The sequence below is a fragment of the Labilibaculum sp. genome (assembly GCF_963664555.1).
Classification (GTDB): Bacteria; Bacteroidota; Bacteroidia; order Bacteroidales; family Marinifilaceae; genus Labilibaculum.
Window position 1 is genome coordinate 361,278 of the sequence record NZ_OY761461.1, and the last position, 18,650, is coordinate 379,927.

13 protein-coding genes are annotated in these 18,650 nt (G+C 37.9%); 11 read left to right on the top strand and 2 right to left on the bottom strand.

From position 1 onward, the window contains the following. The first annotated feature begins 220 nt into the window (after positions 1-220). From ACKU4N_RS01570 to ACKU4N_RS01615, 10 genes are all read left to right on the top strand, one after another. A complete protein-coding gene (locus ACKU4N_RS01570; protein ID WP_321319843.1) occupies positions 221-1,345 on the top strand; it encodes a DNA polymerase III subunit in 1,125 nt (374 codons plus the stop codon). A gap of 94 nt (positions 1,346-1,439) precedes the next feature. Further along, on the top strand, positions 1,440-2,585 hold the full coding sequence (locus tag ACKU4N_RS01575) for a PSP1 domain-containing protein (protein WP_101310520.1): 1,146 nt from the start codon (positions 1,440-1,442) through the stop codon (positions 2,583-2,585). A gap of 2 nt (positions 2,586-2,587) precedes the next feature. Then, on the top strand, positions 2,588-3,058 hold the full coding sequence (locus ACKU4N_RS01580; protein ID WP_321319844.1) for a gliding motility lipoprotein GldH: 471 nt from the start codon (positions 2,588-2,590) through the stop codon (positions 3,056-3,058). Positions 3,059-3,075: 17 nt separating this feature from the next. Continuing rightward, on the top strand, positions 3,076-3,816 hold the full coding sequence (trmB, locus tag ACKU4N_RS01585; protein ID WP_321319845.1) for a tRNA (guanosine(46)-N7)-methyltransferase TrmB: 741 nt from the start codon (positions 3,076-3,078) through the stop codon (positions 3,814-3,816). Positions 3,817-3,819: 3 nt separating this feature from the next. After that, positions 3,820-4,158 (top strand): MGMT family protein, encoded by a 339-nt coding sequence (locus ACKU4N_RS01590; RefSeq protein ID WP_156195152.1) that lies wholly within the window; start codon positions 3,820-3,822, stop codon positions 4,156-4,158. A gap of 68 nt (positions 4,159-4,226) precedes the next feature. Then, positions 4,227-5,324, top strand: a complete 1,098-nt coding sequence (locus ACKU4N_RS01595; RefSeq protein WP_321319846.1) for an Mrp/NBP35 family ATP-binding protein — start codon at positions 4,227-4,229, stop codon at positions 5,322-5,324. Positions 5,325-5,564: 240 nt separating this feature from the next. Beyond that, complete coding sequence (locus ACKU4N_RS01600) at positions 5,565-9,140, top strand: type IX secretion system periplasmic lipoprotein PorW/SprE (RefSeq protein ID WP_321319847.1); 3,576 nt, start codon at positions 5,565-5,567, stop codon at positions 9,138-9,140. An 84-nt stretch (positions 9,141-9,224) separates the two neighbouring features. Beyond that, the gene (locus ACKU4N_RS01605) at positions 9,225-10,778 is read left to right on the top strand and encodes a T9SS response regulator signal transducer PorX (RefSeq protein WP_321319848.1); all 1,554 of its coding nucleotides are present in this window, start codon (positions 9,225-9,227) and stop codon (positions 10,776-10,778) included. Positions 10,779-10,804: 26 nt separating this feature from the next. Beyond that, positions 10,805-11,221 carry a tRNA (adenosine(37)-N6)-threonylcarbamoyltransferase complex ATPase subunit type 1 TsaE gene (gene tsaE / locus ACKU4N_RS01610; RefSeq protein ID WP_321319849.1) on the top strand — a complete coding sequence of 139 codons (417 nt, stop codon included), beginning with the start codon at positions 10,805-10,807 and terminating at the stop codon, positions 11,219-11,221. An 88-nt stretch (positions 11,222-11,309) separates the two neighbouring features. Next, entirely contained in the window at positions 11,310-12,533 is a 1,224-nt protein-coding gene (locus tag ACKU4N_RS01615) for an alanine dehydrogenase (protein WP_321319850.1), read from the top strand. Here ACKU4N_RS01615 and ACKU4N_RS01620 read toward each other — a convergent pair. Both ACKU4N_RS01620 and ACKU4N_RS01625 read right to left on the bottom strand, forming a co-directional pair. Then, positions 12,499-13,362, bottom strand: coding sequence for an HAD family hydrolase (locus ACKU4N_RS01620; protein WP_321319851.1), 864 nt, complete (start codon positions 13,360-13,362; stop codon positions 12,499-12,501). The genes ACKU4N_RS01615 and ACKU4N_RS01620 overlap by 35 nt on opposite strands. A 383-nt stretch (positions 13,363-13,745) precedes the next feature. Further along, positions 13,746-17,111, bottom strand: coding sequence for a DUF8818 domain-containing protein (locus ACKU4N_RS01625; RefSeq protein ID WP_321319852.1), 3,366 nt, complete (start codon positions 17,109-17,111; stop codon positions 13,746-13,748). Between the two features lie 233 nt (positions 17,112-17,344). On the opposite strand from ACKU4N_RS01625, the gene ACKU4N_RS01630 reads away from it, so the two are divergent. After that, positions 17,345-18,568 (top strand): 3-deoxy-D-manno-octulosonic acid transferase, encoded by a 1,224-nt coding sequence (locus ACKU4N_RS01630; protein ID WP_321319853.1) that lies wholly within the window; start codon positions 17,345-17,347, stop codon positions 18,566-18,568. Positions 18,569-18,650 lie beyond the last annotated feature (82 nt).

Genomic DNA, 18,650 nt, shown 5'->3' on the forward strand with positions numbered 1-18,650 from the left:
GCATAAAAAAATAAATTTGAATAATAGGAGCTAAAACGTCAGATTTGGAGACTTCTTAATTGCTAGATGATTACTTTTAGCAAAGCACTCTGATATTTTTTTAACTTTGGGTAGCCTAATGAGTTTTTGCAGCTAATTTTGCATTTTAGTGATCGCTCGGAAATCAATGTTAAGTGATTGATGACATTAGGATGCCTGTAACAGAATCGAAATTAATTTCATGCAATTCAAAGATATAATTGGACTTGAATCGGTAAAGAGTCAGTTCATACAAACAGTAAAAGAGAATAGAATTAGTCACGCTCAACTATTGGTTGGACCGGCCGGAGTTGGAAAATTACCTTTGGCGATTGCCTTTGCACAATATGTTTCCTGTTTGGATCAAAAGGAGAATGATTCATGTGGAGTTTGTTCGTCGTGCAAAAAATATCAAAAATTAATTCATCCCGATTTACATTTTGTGTTCCCGGTAGTAACCGGTAAAGGTTTTACAAATCCGGTGAGCGATAATTTTATTGGCAGCTGGAGATCTCAAATTGAAAGTGATCCGTATTTTGATTTGGGCGAATGGTACCAAACTCTGGGTGTTGACAATTCTCAGGGCTTAATATATTCTTCGGAGAGTAATGAAATTATCCGCAAGTTAAATCTGAAGACTTACGAGTCTGATTACAAAATAATGGTGATTTGGCTGCCGGAAAAGATGCATCGGTCCTGTGCCAACAAGTTGCTTAAAATGATTGAGGAGCCACCAAAGAAAACACTGTTTTTAATGGTCTCGGAAGAGCCGGAAAAAATTCTTCAGACAATACTTTCCAGAACACAGATTGTAAAAGTTCCAAAAATTGAATCCAGAGATTTATCGCAGGCGCTTACATCCGAATTTAATTTATCGGGAACCGAGTTAAGCAATGTGGTTCGTTTGGCTGGCGGCAGCTATCGTAAAGCCCGGATATTGATTCAGAATTCAGATGAAAACGCTTTTAATTTCGAGAATTTTGTTACTATTATGCGATTGAGCTATGCGCGTAAGGTGTTGGAAATAATGGATTGGTCGGAGCAAATTGCCGGGATTGGACGGGAACGTCAAAAGAGTTTTTTAAACTATTGTGTTCGTATGGTGCGCGAGAATTTCATTTTAAATTTAAAAAAGCCTGAAATGGTGTTTCTGAATGGCGAGGAAATGAATTTTTCCAAGCGATTTTCGCCTTTCATCAATGAGGAAAACGTATGGATTCTTGCTGATGAGCTTTCAAAAGCTCATTCGGATATCGGTAGAAATGCCAATGCTAAAATTGTTTTTCTCGATCTAAGCTTGAAACTGGTTAAATTATTAAGGCCATAAGAGGCTATTAATTCGGCGAATTAGTATCTTTAAAAGTTTATAAATTAAAATCATTATTTTTGCGGTCGGTTACCGACTAATAATCAATATACATATGACAGAAAATAAGGAACCAAAAGGGAAGTGCGGAGGTTGTGCTTCCAATAAAAAGGATGATAGACTTCTGTATGGAAAACTAGATGTTTATGATTGGTTGAGTGATGTTCCTGAGAGTGTGTTATGTCCGGATATCGTTGAAGTAAAATTTAAAAATACCCGAAAGGGATTCTTCTCAAATTCGAATCAATTAAGACTGCAAAGAGGCGATGTTGTTGCTTTAGAGGCATCACCCGGACACGATATAGGAATTGTTACGCTAACAGGAGATTTGGTTGTAGAGCAAATGCGAAAGCAGAAACTGAATCCGAAAACATACGAGGCAAAAAAAATATACCGAAAGGCTAAGCCGGTGGATATTGAAAAATGGCATGAGGCCATTGCGCTGGAACACAAAACAATGATTAAGGCCCGTCAGCTGTCTGCAGAGCTAAAACTCAATATGAAGATTGGTGATGTAGAATATCAGGGCGATAAAACCAAAGCAATTTTTTACTACATCGCCGACGATCGGGTTGATTTTCGTCAATTGATTAAAGTGCTTGCCGAGCAGTTTAAAATTCGGATTGAAATGCGTCAGATTGGAGCAAGGCAAGAGGCTGGAAGAATTGGCGGTATTGGTCCTTGCGGAAGAGAACTTTGCTGTTCTACCTGGATTACTAATTTTGTGTCGGTAACTACAAATGCAGCTCGTTATCAGGAGATTTCATTAAATCCGCAGAAATTAGCCGGTCAATGTGGTAAGCTTAAATGTTGTTTGAATTTTGAATTGGATTGTTACATCGATGCTCAAAAAGATTTTCCGAATACAAATATTCCGTTGGAAACAAAAGATGGTACAGCTTACCATCAGAAAACAGATATTTTTAAGAGGCTGATGTGGTATTCGTATGATAAATACAATACCATGAATATGGTTCAGCTATCGGTTGATACCGTTAAAGACATTATCAAACAGAATAAAAAGGGCATTAAGGTTAATAAATTGGTAACAGAGTTTGTTGCAGAGCCTAAGAAAACTTTAGAATACGAAAATGTAGTTGGTCAGGATAGTTTGAACCGTTTCGATTCGGTGGAAAAACCGGCAGCGAAAAAAGCGAAGCGTAAATTCCGACGTAAACCACGAAAAAATAATCCGTCCTAATCATGAAGATGTTGAGGGTTCTTTGCACATTATTATTGGGAGTTCTTGTACTTTCCTGTGATTCAAACAGAGTGTACGAACAGTATGAGAATATTCCTGATTTTGAATGGGATCAGGAAAATATTCTTCGTTTTGAAGTGGAAATAACAGATACGATTCATGCAAATGATATCTTCATTAATCTGCGCAATTCCGGAGATTATGCCTATAGTAATTTGTGGGTGTTTGTAAGAGTAACATCTCCTGATAATGAGCTTAATGAGGAGAAAGTTGAAATTGAATTAGCCGATGAAACCGGTGATTGGTATGGAAGCGGATTTGGTGATATTTTTGATTTACAGGTTCCTTTTAAACAAAAAGTAGTTTTTCCAAGATCAGGAAAATATGTGTTTGAAATTGTTCAGGGAATGTACGATCAGAAATTGAAGGGAATAGTGAATGTTGGAATTCGTATTGAGAAGGAAAATAGATAATATAAGAGGTTTTAAAAGTGGGAAAAAATAAATTACAGCGTTTTGCTGAAATGAAGTCTTTTGATAATGTTTTTCAACCAACCCACAACGAAGTTTGGGAAACGAACTATCAGTTTAAGGGAAAGTGGAACAAGGATGTGTTTAAGAATGATAATCCTATAGTTCTTGAAGTTGGTTGTGGAAAGGGTGAGTATACAGTTGGTTTGGCAAAACAATTTCCGGATAAAAATTTTATTGGAATAGATATAAAGGGAGCCCGTATCTATTGCGGTGCAAAAGAAGCACTCGATAATGGTTTAAGTAATGTTGCTTTCATCAGAACCTATGCGGAGTTGCTTCAATCTATTTTTGAAGCAGGAGAAATTGCCGAAATTTGGATTACTTTTCCTGATCCTCAAATGAAAAAAGTTGGCAAGAGATTGACAGGAACCCGGTTTTTAAAGTTGTATAGTAATCTTCTTTCTAAAGAGGGAATTGTTCATTTAAAAACGGATAGTAACTTTTTGTATGAATACACTAAATATGTTATCGAGGAGAACAATCTAAAAGTTCTTGTTGATACCAACGATTTGTATCATTCCGGCAAAGCTGATGAAATTCTCTCCATTAGAACATTCTACGAGCAGCAATTTTTGAATCGGGGAATTTCCATTAAGTATCATAAATTTATGCTTGAGGGTAAAACCGGGTTTATTGAACCTGATGTAGAAATTGAATTGGATTGGTACCGAAGCTTTGGCAGGGAGAAAAAAGAATAGCTAATGTCTGATTTGTATTCCCGAATTTACGATGTAGTGCGGTTAATTCCCGCAGGACGAGCAACCAGTTATGGAGCAATTGCCCGATTTGTTGGTTCTCCGCGAGGATCGAGAATGGTAGGTTGGGCTATGAACCAGTGTCATGCTCACAAAGAATACACGCCCGCACATCGGGTGGTGAACCGATTGGGAATGCTGTCAGGAAAACATCACTTTCCGGGTGAAAATGTAATGCAGGAACTTTTGGAAAGTGAAGGCATTGTGGTTATCGACGATCAAATACAAAATTTCGATCGTGTTTTTTGGGATCCATTCAAAGAACTCGGCGGGATAACTATTTAAATAGAATCTAAATATATACATTTGTACGTATTCTTTAAATAATTCAAAGACTTAAAATTTAATATATCATGAGTTATACTCAAAAACAGGTTACGGATGCTTTGCGATTGGTAAAGTTTCCAGGTTCCGATAAGGATATCATGGCCCTGGATATGGTCCGTAACATTAAAATTGAAGGAAAAAAAATTGGTTTTGATCTGGTTTTCCAAAAATCAGACGATCCAAATATTATTACCTTAAAAAAACTTTGTGTTTCTGCCATTTTGAAATTTGTTGATAAAGACGCAGAAATTAAAGGAAACATCAAGGTGAAAGCGGTTCATATTGTTGATGAGCCTGGAGTTCTTCCCAACGTGAAAAATATCATTGCAATTGCTTCCGGTAAAGGTGGCGTTGGAAAATCAACGGTAGCTTCAAATTTGGCTGTAGCTTTGGCCAATGCCGGTGCTAAGGTTGGTTTGATTGATGCAGATATTTTTGGTCCTTCAGTTCCTAAAATGTTTGGTTCTGAAGCAGCACGTCCGAGCTTAATTAAGATAGACGACAAAGACAGAATTGAGCCTCATGAAAAATTTGGCGTGAAAATGTTGTCGATCGGATTCTTTGTAGATCCTGCTCAGGCAACCGTTTGGCGAGGACCAATGGCTTCGAATGCATTAAAACAAATGATTGAAGAAGGAAACTGGGGCGAGCTTGATTTTGTATTGATCGATTTGCCACCGGGAACAAGTGATATTCACCTTACTTTGGTTCAAACAGTTCCGGTTACAGGTGCTGTTATTGTTAGTACACCTCAGGAAGTAGCCCTGGCTGATGCAGTTAAAGCAATCAGCATGTTCGAAGGAGCGGGTGTGAATGTTCCTGTTTTGGGAATGGTTGAAAATATGGCTTGGTTTACTCCTGCTGAATTGCCAGAGAATAAATACTACATTTTTGGCAAAGATGGTTGTAAAAATCTTGCTGAAGAAAAAGGCATTGATTTATTGGGACAAATTCCAATCGTGCAGAGTATTAGAGAGGGCGGCGACAACGGAATTCCGGCTGCTGTTAATACAGACACAGTTACGGGTATGGCTTTCGCCGATTTGGCTGCAAAACTGATGTCAGTTGTTGATCAAAGAAACGCAGACAAAGACCCAACAAAGCGTGTAGAAATTACTCGATAAAGTATTAGATATTATGATTTAAAAGGGAGCATCTGATGCTCCTTTTTTATTTTCGCTTAAATAAGCTTATATTCAGAAAGTTTTAATAATTTTCGAGAGTATTACTATTTATAATCAGATTTAGATTAACTGTTTGATTCATATGGTTTATGAAGAAGTTGTAAATGAAATTTTACTTTTTATTGTTCCTTCGTATACTAAATTCTCAGTTTTAACTGTTATCTAACAAAACGATAAGTCTTGGTAAGTAAATTTTTTCAGAAAGGGTATTTTGGAGTTTGTTGTTTACTTTTTGTATTTGGTTGTTCTAATCAGAAAAATACATTTGTAAGCAGACAATACCATGCATTAACCACACATTACAATGTATATTTTAATGGGAAAGAAAGCCTAAAGAAAGGTGAAAAGAAAATTGAAGATGGAATTAATGAGAATTATTCTTTGCTTCTTCCTGTTTTTGAGTACCAGAATTCAACTGCCAGAGCATTGTCTTTTGCAGATATGGACAGAACGCTTGAGAAAGCCGCCAAGGCAATAAAAATACATTCCATTACACGTAAACCTAAACGTAAAAAAGACAATCAATCAGAGAAATACAAAGAATTTAGAAAAAAGAAGGAATACAATGATTGGATAGATGACTGTTACCTTTTAATTGGAAAAGCAAAGTTTTACAAAGGAGAGCATCGTGTGTCTGAAAAAGCATTTGAGTTTCTTTTGAAAGAATATCCTGAATCGGATTTAATTCCGGAAGCAAAACTGGGTTTGGCCCGTAGTTTAATTGATAGAGGAGAGCTGATTGCCGGCAATGAAATTCTGGACCGTTTAACGGATGATTCCAAACTTCCTAAAGATTTTATTCTTCACATTTCAACTTTGCGTGCAAACACTGCAATTCAGCAAAAAAAGTATGAAAGGGCAATTGACGAACTGGAAAGAGCAATTGTTCTTGTAGACTCTAAATATAAAAAAGCAAGATACTACTATCTAACCGCACAGCTTTATCAAAAGCTTGGAAATGCAGACGCTTCGCTGCGAACCTTGCAAAAACTGATTGACTTAAATGCATCTTATGAGATGACATTTAATGCCAAAATCAGCAGTGCATTGTCATACACTGGAAATGAGAATGGCGAAGAAATCCGTAAGAGTTTGCGAAAAATGCTTCGCGATGAAAAGAATACAGAATATCAGGATCAGATTTATTACGCTCTTGCAGAAATGGATGTGAAGGACGGCGATATGGCTTCTGCTATACCAAATTATTGGGAATCGACGAAACGAACTGTTTACAATGAAAATCAAAAGGCAATATCATTCTTAAAATTAGGAGATTACTATTTTGAAGATTTGAATTATCCAAAATCCCAAATGTGTTACGATAGTTCCATGACATATCTGGGCAAAGATTATCCCAACTATTCTGAAATATCAGTTCGAATAGGAAATTTGACCGAATTGGTGAATAATCTTAATTTGGTTGAAAGGGAAGATAGTTTGCAAAGGGTAGCTTCCATGAGTTCTGCTGATAGAGACAGATTGATTCAGGGAATCATTCAGAAAATCAACGATAAGGAAAGAGAAAAAAAGCAAAAAGAAGCAGAGGCAGTTTCCGAAAGAGCCTTTTTTAGTCAGAATAATATGTTGGGAAACTCTAACAGAGCCACTACAAGTCAGGGCAACTGGTATTTTTACAATCCTACCAATATTGGTTTGGGCAAATCAGATTTCCAACGGAAGTGGGGACGACGCAAATTGGAAGATAACTGGAGACGGAAAAATAAATCGGCTTTTAGTCTTGAGGATGTAGAGCTTGCATTAGAAGATACTACAGGAACTAATTCTGTGGATCCATCACTTAAAAAGGATCCTAAATCGAAAGATTATTATCTGGTTGATTTGCCGGTTACAAAAGGGGGAATGGAAAAGTCCAATGAACGAATCATGTTGGGCTTGTATCAGGCGGCATTGGTATATGAGGAAAAATTGAATAATCCCGCAAAGGCTTTGGAGACAATGGAAATACTCATTCAGAGATTTCCAGATAATCCATATCTGTTGTCAGCATACTACCATATCTATTCATTAAATAAGAAGATGGGAAATTCTTCGAAAGCTGATGTTTATAAGAATAGGATTTTAACGGAGTTTAAGGGAAGTGATTACGCCAAAGCGCTTAGCGATCCTAATTTCTTTGCTAAAATTGAAGCAGAAGGTCAAAAGGTAAATCAATTGTATGCTGCAGCCTATGAGGATTATCAGAATTTTTACTACCAAAGAGTAATAAAAGGCTGTAACGAAGGTTTGCTGAGATATCCGGAAAGTGAATTGCGCCCCCGATTTTTATTTTTACGAGCCCTATGTATTGGCCGGACAAAAGACATATCACAATTTCGACAATCATTGGATCAGTTGATTGAGTCGAAACCTACACCTGAAATAGCAAATACTGCAAAAGCTATTTTAAAGGGACTTGATGATGGTGCTGTTCCGATGCAGTATACTGAATTGGATATGGAACAGGCCCGACAGAATCGGTTGCTTAGAAATTGGCGGATTGAAGGTGATCAGGCTGCTGTAGCACTTGCCCGAAATGAGAAAGAGGTAAAAGAGAAGCCAATATATAAATTTACTGAAACAGAAGAGCATTATTTTGTTTTGTTGTTTGACAAGAAAGATGTGGATCCTAACCGAACATTGTTTAATATTTCCAAATACAATTCGGAGGCATACAATAACCGCGTTTTTAAAGTCGATAGACTCTCCTTAAACAAAGAGCAAATCATGATCATGGTGAAGGGCTTGGAGAATAAAGAAGATGCTTTGAATTATTTTAATGGAGTAATTACCAATGATAACGCTTTTACAGGTTTAGAGAATGCGGATTATCGGAATTTTGTGATTTCTGCCTCTAATTTTAAAATCTTCAAGAAGAATCAGGATGTTGAAAGTTATTTGGATTTTTATACCAAAAGCTATTTTAATATTAGCAGGACAGATAGCAAGATAACTGTTAGGCGGAATGATAAGCTGGTTTCGGTAAACTCTAATTTGGATTCAACAAAATTTGCTGATAATCCTGACGGCAACCATAAATTTATTCTTTTGGTGCCGGTACGAAAAGTAAATATTGGCAAATTAAGGACTGATATTTTTAATCATGACAAAGATTTTACCGTTTTAAGAGATCAGTATGATAATGATTTGAATATGATTGTTGTGAATAATGTTGGCTCCAAGGCCGAGGCAATGAATTATTTTAGAAATCTGATAAAAGATGAATTGGTGTATGAACAACTGGCAAATGTCGAATATCGAAACTTTGTAATCACCGAAGAGAATTTTAATAAATTCTACATCAGTAAAACTTTGTTCCCGTATCTTGATTTTTTCAAAGAGAATTATCTGAATGATGAAAAAACCGAGGTAGTTAAACCAAAGGAGAAATTGGTTCAGGAAGGGATATACGCTTACAAAGAAGAGGTGCCACACTATTTTGCATTGGTTTATTCTACAGATAATGTGAATAAAAAACAGCTCCTGAACGGAATTAAAAAATACAACACAAAAAATTTAAAAGTCGAAGTTCGTGCCTTGGATGAGAATCGGGATATTCTTTTAGTTGCCAATATGCGTAACAAAAAGCAGGCTATGATGTATTTTAGGGCGATTGTCACGAATCGTATTCTTTTTGAACCCGTTGAGAAGGTTAACTACCGAAACTTTGTGATTTCCGATGAAAATTTAGATGTTTTCATGAAGGATGGTGATCCAGCTATTTATCTGGAATTCTTTAAAAAGTGGTATCTGAAGTAAACTTTGCGAAATAAAAGGTTTCACTTTTCGTTACCTCTAGTACTAAGCCTGGTTATTTCCCGGTTGAACTAAAAATGAACGTTTGTGAAAGATATTACGATACTTTGGGTGGATGATGAGATTGAGCTGTTAAAACCTCACATTATTTTTTTAGAAGGAAAAGGATACATTGTAAAATCATGCAATAACGCTCATGATGCAATAGATATGGTTCGCGGGGATCATTTCGATTTGGTTTTACTGGATGAAAACATGCCTGGCATGAGCGGTTTGGAAGCTTTGAGTGAAATTAAATCCATCGATTCGGCTCTGCCGGTTGTCATGATCACCAAGAGTGAGGAAGAGGACATTATGGATGAGGCAATTGGAAAGCAAATTTCTGATTACCTGATAAAACCTGTAAACCCGAACCAGATATTGCTTGCCATTAAAAAGCACATCGATAAAAAAAGATTGGTTTCGGAAAAAACAACTATTGCTTACCAGTCGCGCTTCGGTCAATTGGGAATGGAGATTAACGATTGTCGGAATTTCACTGATTGGATGAAAATGTACCGGAAATTGGTTTTCTGGGAATTGGAACTTGCCAATATTGAAGAATCGGGGATGGATGAAATTCTTCGTATGCAAAAAAACGAAGCCAACAATTTGTTTGCCCGGTTTATCAAAAAGAATTACTTAGGCTGGCTGGAGCCCGGGAATAAAGAAAAACCACTGCTGACTCCTGCTGTGTTCAAAGAAAAAGTCTACCCTTTGCTTGATAAAGGACAAAAAGTAGCTTTTATCCTTATTGATAACCTGCGCTACGATCAATGGCAAACGTTGTATCCGGTAATTAACAATTACTACTCGGTGGTAGATGATGATATGTATTATTCCATTTTACCAACGGCAACGCAATATGCACGAAATTCAATGTTTTCAGGCTTAATGCCTTTGGACATTCAAAAGCAGCATCCGGGACACTGGATTCATGAGGATGAGGAATCAAGTAAGAACATTCACGAAGAGGAGTTTATCGGATTTCAGTTTAAACGTGATTACAAGGATGTAAGCTACCATTACGAGAAAATAAACAACGAAAAAATGGGCACCAAAGTAATGGAGAATATCAGCTCTATTCTGGAATCTCAGTTGAGCGTTTTTGTCTATAATTTTGTGGATATGCTCTCGCATGCCCGCACCGAAAGTGATATGATTCGTGATTTGGCTCCCGATGAGTCTGCATATCGCTCTTTGACTCTTTCCTGGTTCGAACACTCCATGTTGTTGGAATTAATTAAGAAGCTGGCAGAAAAGAACGTAAAGCTGATCATTACCACCGATCATGGTTCCATCCGGGTTCAGAATGCCGTGAAGGTAATCGGCGACAGACAAACAAATACAAATTTGCGGTATAAAATGGGTAAGAATCTGAATTACAATCCAAAACATGTTTTTGAGGTGACCGATCCCCGAAAAGCACTTCTGCCTCAGGTAAATGTAAGTTCTTCTTATATCTTTGCATTTGGCGAGGATTTTTTAGCTTATCCAAATAACTTTAACTACTACAGTTCCTATTACCGAAATACTTTTCAGCATGGAGGAATTTCGCTCGAGGAAATTTTAGTTCCGTTAATAACACTAAATCCGCGCTAGAAGTTAGATTTCAATTGTTTTCGAAAATGAGTGTATTAAAAATTAATTCGCTGAAAGAGATTAATGCAGCAGCAAAAGAATTTCTTTCCTTAGTGGGAAAAAAGCGTGTGTTTGCTCTCTACGGAGCTATGGGTGTGGGGAAAACCACCTTTGTAAAAGCAATTTGTGATGAAATGGGCATTGAGGATACCATTAATAGTCCTACGTTTTCTATTGTGAACGAATATCATACACCGAATGACGACATTATCTATCATTTCGACTTTTATCGGATTGAGGATGTTAAAGAGGCTTATGACTTTGGTTACGAGGATTATTTCTATGGAGATGCAATGTGTTTTATCGAGTGGCCCGAAAAAATTGAATCTATTTTACCCAACGATACAGTAGAGGTTCTTTTTATGGAAGAAATGGATGGCAGTCGCTCAATTACCATTCGGTAATTAAAGGAATCTGCATAATAATAAAAAATTGTTTAAATTGTAGATTAATTATACTCGTTATAAGCTTCTTTAATATTACAATTTTTATATGGCGCCACTTAGTAAAGGATCGAGGAGTTTTCCGATTGGGCAGAAGTTTTACCAGCCTAAAGAAGAAATGTTAGAGGTTGAACGCCGACGCAAACAATTGGCCATTGGTATTCCCCGCGAGGATGGAAAAGGTGAAAATCGTATTTGTTTGACTCCTCAGTCTGTAGAAGTTTTGGTAAGCAATGGCCACGATGTTATGATTGAGCGTGGTGCAGGACTTGCATCCAATTATACAGATAAGGAATACAGCGAAAACGGAGCGCAGATAGTCAGCAGTAAGAATGAGATTTATCAGTGTGATGTTGTGATACAGGTGTCTCCCTTTTCGAATGCGGAAATTGATATGCTTCGCGGAAATCAAATTCTATTTTCCGCTCTTCAAATCAAAAGTCAGTGCGGTGAGAATATTCGCAAATTGATGCAAAAAAAAGTGACCGCCATTGCAATGGAACTTGTTAAAGATGAGAATAATTTTTTTCCGGTTGTTCGGTCTATGTCGGAGATTGCGGGGATTTCTGCAGTAATGATTGCCGGTGAGTATTTAAGTAAAGCTCATGGAGGAAAAGGGGTTATGCTGGGTGGAATCACCGGAATTACTCCCACCGAAGTGATTGTTCTGGGTGCAGGAACAGCTGCAGAATATGCAACGAGAGCCGCTATGGGATTGGGGGCTATGGTTAAGGTCTTTGATGATTCTATTTACCGTTTGCGACGACTCGAGGATCATTTGGCGCACCGTGTATTCACATCAATTTTTCATCCTCATGTTTTGGAAAAAGCATTGGCTTCGGCCGATGTAGTAATTGGTGCATTGCGTTACGAAAAAAATGTAAGCGGGTTTATTGTTACCGAAGATATGGTCTCAAAGATGAAACCGGGTTCAATCATTATCGATCTGAGTATCGATCAGGGTGGTTGTTTCGAAACCTCAATGATGACCACACATAAAGATCCGGTATTTAAAAAGTTTGGTGTTTTGCATTATTGTGTCCCCAACGTACCTTCCCATGTAGCCAGAACGGCTTCTCTTGCCTTAAGCAATATCTGCTCGCCATTGTTATTGCAAATTGGAAACAACGGAGGCGTGCATCAGTTTATTAAACATGATGTTGGCTTGCGGCATGGAACGTATATTTACAGAGGAATTCTAACCAATCGTCGTTTGGGCGATTCGTTTGGTATTTTGGCTAAAGACATCGATTTGCTGCTTGCTGCGATGTAGTTTGTTTCCCGAGTGTACATTCTACAGCTTTGGAAAACCCATCTTCAGTAACACTGTCAGTTACCTGATATTTTAACCGCAGTTCTTTGGGAGCATTGGCTACCACAAAACTGTGTTCACCCCAATCCAGCAGATCAAAATCATTGTAATCATTCCCTATGGCAATCGATTCGCTTGCTTTAATTTGTAATTTGCTGCAAAGCCATTGGCATCCAAGTCCTTTCGAAATGTGCTCGGGAAAAATCTCCATCCAAATCGATTCATGATCGAGTGGCGATGTTGCCCGAATGATTTTAATATTTGTAAATTTTGTCTTTAATTCCTCAAACCAATCTACTTTATTGGGCAGTATGGCTAAAATCTGACAGGCATCCCGTTTGGTATCTTCCAGTTTGCCCACAGGTGTTGCAAATTGCTTGTAAAGTGCCAGTCTCCGGTCGAAATCTAAATTTTTGTTTCCGCTTTGATAGTACCAGAACTGATGATTCAAAGGGATGGGGTCGAGAATCATGAAATCAATCTCATGATCGATTAAAATTTTCGATAATTCCAAAACTTCTTCAGCTTCTATTTGCTGTGAGTAGATCAGTTCTTTTGTATTCCATTGAATAATGCCTGCTCCCGATGAAAAAATAAGGTAATCAATTGGAAAATCTTCCGGCAATACTGCCATGGCTGAATAAAGGGTTCTTCCTGTGGCAATCACTCTAATAATCTCTTTATCACGAAGACTCACCAGTGTATTGTAGTTTTTTTTGCTAATACAACCCTGAGAAGGAAGCAACGTGCCATCTAAATCGGTAACTACGATTTTTATTTTTGGAGTCATAAACGAAAAATTTTGAAGAATTTTCAATTTACTGATTTAGAATGACAATTCTATAGGAGTTGATGGGTTATATACAAATGCATTTTTTAATTAAAAAGAATATGCTTTGCATGCGTGCAAAGAGTTCCCCATTTCGGTAGAGGAATGGTTACATGCCTGCAAACTATATTCTACCGGGAAAAAGTATATATTGCAAGCTTGCAGCGCATACTTTTCTGTATTCTCGGGCAAATTGCACTTTCTGGAGAACAATTATTGTCAGTTGTAATTCCATACGCTTACCCCAAACCCCTAAAGGGGCTTGCTGGTGCGGTTTGGGAAAGTCCCCTTTAGGGGATTTAGGGGTAGAAAGGTGGAGAAGTCCATTAGGAGTAGGTTAAACCCTAAAAGTAAGCCCTTACTTCCATACTGCCCACATGAATGGTTTTGCCACCCTCGCTGTTGCGTCCATTGTACGAAACGCTCAATTGAAATAGTTTGCTTAGTTGTTGGTTGTAGTTCAGACTCCAGGTTGTGTTGTTGCCGGGCAAAAATCCTTCGAGCATTTCGTAGGCTATCGAGCTGTTCGAATCGGCATTAAAATCGACTAGTAAATAGTTGACTGTTGCCATTAATTTACCTGTTTTAACCAAAGAATACTGGCAGTCGGCGCCTATGTTGTGTGTGTTCGATTTTTCGGCAGCCAATTCATTCTCCTTGCTGTTGTAGGTGTAGTTCAATCCGAACTGAAAGGCCAGTGTTGGCTGAAACTGAAGCTTTAATTCGTTTTTAATTTCCTGCAAAGAGTAATTTTTATCGGCGAACGATTCATTGTTTAAATTCTTCTCACCAAAATCGGTCCGGTTGCTCAACTGGTTCGAGTCGCCAATTTTCCATTGAAAACGAAAGCCGTTCTGCATGTATTTTCGGCGTTCAAATCCTTGGGTAAGCAATTGTTTGCCGTTACTGCTTAAGTGAATAAGATCCCAATTGGTTTTCGATTTGGGTTTACGGTACGAAAAGGTATTCTGAAAACTCGAATTGATGGTGATGAGGTTTTCGTTCGCAGCATGAGCCAGAAAAGGATTCGCATACAGATTAAAATCATTTGCCAAACTCTTTTTCGAAATACGGTAGGCAAAGCGGTTGTTGAATCGTTTCAAAAAAGAGACGAACTTCTGTTTCGATTTAATTTGACTCAGTCGCAAATTGAATGTCTGCCGGAATTCGCTGGTAAACACCTTTTGATAATTGTTGGTATTGGTGCCCACACGAATGTAATTGGCCTCGTCTTTAAAACTGGCAACCTCAAATTCGTTAATCTCTTTCACTTCGTTCCCGTTGTAATCCGTCCAGCGATAAATTCCCTGTCCTTCGTTTACCTCCACAAACGAAAATTCTTTTTCGCTTTCCAAACCCGATCCCAGTTCGTAGTAGGTCGAAGTTTGCAGTAATCCTTTTTTAATTCGTGCCTGATGTTCCAGTTTTCCTAAAAAAGTATTTTCGGGCTTCTCGTCGGTGTAGCTGTTGTTCAGAATGGATAGTTTCCGGTAAATCGTTTCTATTTTCAACTGATTTTTCCGGTTTTTCTTCAGCCAGACTTGTGCCCCAAAGTCCTGCGATTCACTTTGTGCTTTCAGGTCATTTGCCTTGGGCAGAAAATCTTTTCTTTTCTGGTAGTAGGTCTGAAATTGATTTTCGGATGAATCAAGGTTGGTAATGTATACTTTATAGGAATGAAAAGAAGCACTGTTTGCCAACAGATCATGACTGGTTTTATTTTCCCACTGATTGTTTTCGCTTTCGGTTTGCACACCAATTTTGGCAAAGCCTAGTGCATAAGATGCGTTAAGCTGGTGCCGGTAGAATTTGGTTTCAATATTTTCCTGATCGGTAGCCAAAGCATTTCCTGTAAAATTGATTGCCAGATTCTTTTTTGAAAACTGTAAACCCAAAGAATGTTTGTTTCCCTGGTAATCGCTGTCTTTTTTCAAAACAGAGAATTCGTATCCGGCCTGTCCCCAGTTTTGGTTCGAAAAAACGTTGCTAAGTGAATAAAAATTCTCATCAGAATCCGTAAAGTCATTTTGTAAATTCCAGTCCCGTTTAAATTCTGCCGATCGGAATGGCTCAATTTCCGAAAAGTTTTGGTTGATATGGTGAAAACTCAGTTTCGTTTTCAGAAGTGTAAGAGTATCCGTAAAGTTGGAATTTTTCTCCAGCGAAAAATCCACAGCAATGCCTTGATTGTCGCCATCGTCAAGCGACGAAAAGGTGTTCAGGTCACGATTGCTAAGCGCAAATTCGAATTTCGAATTCAGCTTTTCAGTCAGGTTTACATCGCCGCCAAAGGAATACAGCTGTTGTTTTTGTGGGGCTATCAATTGAACAACGGGCTCAAATTCTCCTTGCGGAACTCCGTTTACCGGATCAATCCATTGGTAAACCCGACCATTGGCAGTACCATTTACTTGCTGATAGTTTCCGTTATTTGCTCCAGTAAAAGAAAAGTTGGCGCGGTAAAGGGCACTGTCGGCATTGGTGGAGTATTGATAAACGTCGTATTCAATGTTCTCAATGCTTCGCTTGATTTTTTTGTACAAAACAAAATCGTTCGAGTAGTCAACTTCTTCAACATTGGGAACCTTGGCTAATTCCAGATTGTCTCCAATAGTACTAAGCAGTAGTTTGTTTTCATCGCTTAACGACTGATCGATAGACTGACTTTTGCTGTCTTGTTCGTGATAGAAATTGAACCAGAATTTTCCTGTTCTGGTTTTCAGCTCATTGCTGTTAAAAAGCAAATACCTCGAATAGTTTTCTTCCGAGTATTCAAATTCGATAATGATTCGGGAGTTTCGGGTGATTGGCTGTTTTGTTGTAAAGCTAAGTTCGGCAGTGTTGTAATTAATTACGTAATCGTTTTGTTCTCCTCTGTTCAGGAGCTTTCCATCCACAAAAACTTTTTCAGTTCCTGCCAAAACAATAATATAGCTTTCGTTGTTGGCGCCAATCATCCGGTAAGGTCCTTGAATTCCTTCCGAGCCCTGCACTTCCATTCTGTTGAATTTGCCCTTGGCAATGGAGGCACTAATGGTCGATCGAAATTCGGCTTTGCTCTTTTTTCCTTTTGCCAGCAGACCGGAGAATTTTCCTCCCTGCACTTTTTTGTTGAAACGCATGAATTTCCCTGTTGGAGATTGTACCTCATAATCGCCCAGAGTTAGCTCTTTGGTGTCGTCGTATAATTGAATGTAGATTCGGTCAAAATCATTAATGGTTTGTGTGTTCCCATCGGGTTGTATGGGAATGTTATTGTCGGAGATGGCTGCTAAAATGCTTATTTCATTGGTTAGTTTTCCTGATAGTTGTAGGTTCAGGTTCGAGTTCACCACCACATCCTGATTGTTGCCGTAAGAGATCCCGCGGGTATAATTGCCCTGTTTCTCCAATGGTCCGCCCGAAAAGGATTCTCTTCTTTTGTAGGAAGAATTTATTGCGAAAGTATTGGGTCGTTGATCACCAGAGAGATTTAGCTGCGATAAATTCCGGTTGTATCTTGGCTTTGTTATGTTGTAATCGAATACACGGTATTCAATTTTTACCGATTCGCTTTTTTGTTTCAGTTCCGGCGAAGGAATAAAGCTTCCTTTGCCAACAATAATCTGATACCAATTTTTGTTTACCAGATCGTTTTGCTGATACACTTTTACGGTTCCCGGCAATATCATCATCGAGTCCAATTGAATTGTATCCCGATTCAGGTACACGATTTGGCTTCTTAAATTGCTTTGAGTTTGTCCAAGCATTTTAAAACCAGAAAAAATCAGCAATATGAAAAGGAATTGGAATCTCAAATGAGTATATCTATTTTAGTAATGGGTTCCGATCTGCAAAAATGAAATCGCTTGGTGTTAAAACGAAATCCTCCACCTAAAATTATTAGTTTTGCAGAGAATAAATATAAGGAAGCTATTCCGGTTAACAGTAACAAATTTCAATTATGGTTCTCTTTTACAACCTTTCGATACGATTCTATGTCTTAATAGTGCGAATTGCAGCTTTTTTTAACCCTAAAGCAAAGCAATGGGTTGATGGCAGAAAAAACTTATTGCCTAAAATAGAGGAGGCGATTAAAGGAGAAGAGAATCTGGTTTGGTTTCATTCTGCTTCTTTGGGCGAGTTTGAGCAAGGCCGGCCGGTCATCGAAAAGTTCAAAGAGGAGCATCCGGAATATAAAATAGTACTCACCTTTTTTTCTCCATCGGGTTACGAGGTTCGTAAGAATTACGCTGGCGCAGATTTTATTTTCTATCTGCCACCTGATTTTCCTTCCAATGCACGTAAGTTTGTCGATTTGGTAAATCCAAAGATGGCATTCTTTATTAAGTATGAGTTTTGGCATCATTACTTGAAGGAGCTGAAAAAAAGAAATATTCCAACCTATATATTCTCTACTATTTTCAGACCCAACCAATTGTTTTTTAAGCCTTGGGGCAGATTTTACAGAAGAATGCTTTTAGCTTTCACTCATTTTTTTGTGCAGAATCAGGAATCAGCAGATTTACTAAATGGCATTGGATTAAAAAATGTGTCAATAGCTGGTGATACTCGATTCGATAGAGTGTATTCAATTGCAACAGGATCGAAAACTTTGCCTGAGGTCGAAAGTTTTAGTCAGGGAAGATTGGTTCTGATTGCCGGCAGTACCTGGCCAAAAGATGAAGAAAATTTGATCAAGTACATCAATTCCTCTGAAAACAATTACAAATACATTATTGCTGCCCATGAGGTGGATGAAAACCATATAAAGAGTATTGTTGATCAGATTGAAAAGCCTTGGGTTCGTTATACCAATGCCTCAAAAGAGGAAATTAAAATTGCCGAGGTTTTGGTGATTGACTGTATTGGCGTTCTTTCTTCTTTGTATAGATATGGCGATGTTTCATATATAGGAGGTGGTTTTGGTCGGGGTATTCACAATACTTTAGAGGCGGCAACTTTTGGTTTGCCTGTTGTTTTTGGACCCAATTACCACAAATTTCAAGAGGCAAAAGATCTTATCAAATTGGGAGCTTCATATTCTTATGAAAAATATGAAGATTTGAAAATTTTATTGGATAATTACTTCGAAAATGAAAAAGAACGACAATTTTCCGGTGATAAATCGAAAAATTACGTTGATTCAAAAAGAGGGGCAAGTGCTCAAATTCTCTCCATAATTTAATCATTATTCAACCAGAATATTAGTTTGGTTTCTGAATTCTCAATGTTTATTGAGGGTGCCGCGTTTTGTTGCAATTGTTTTT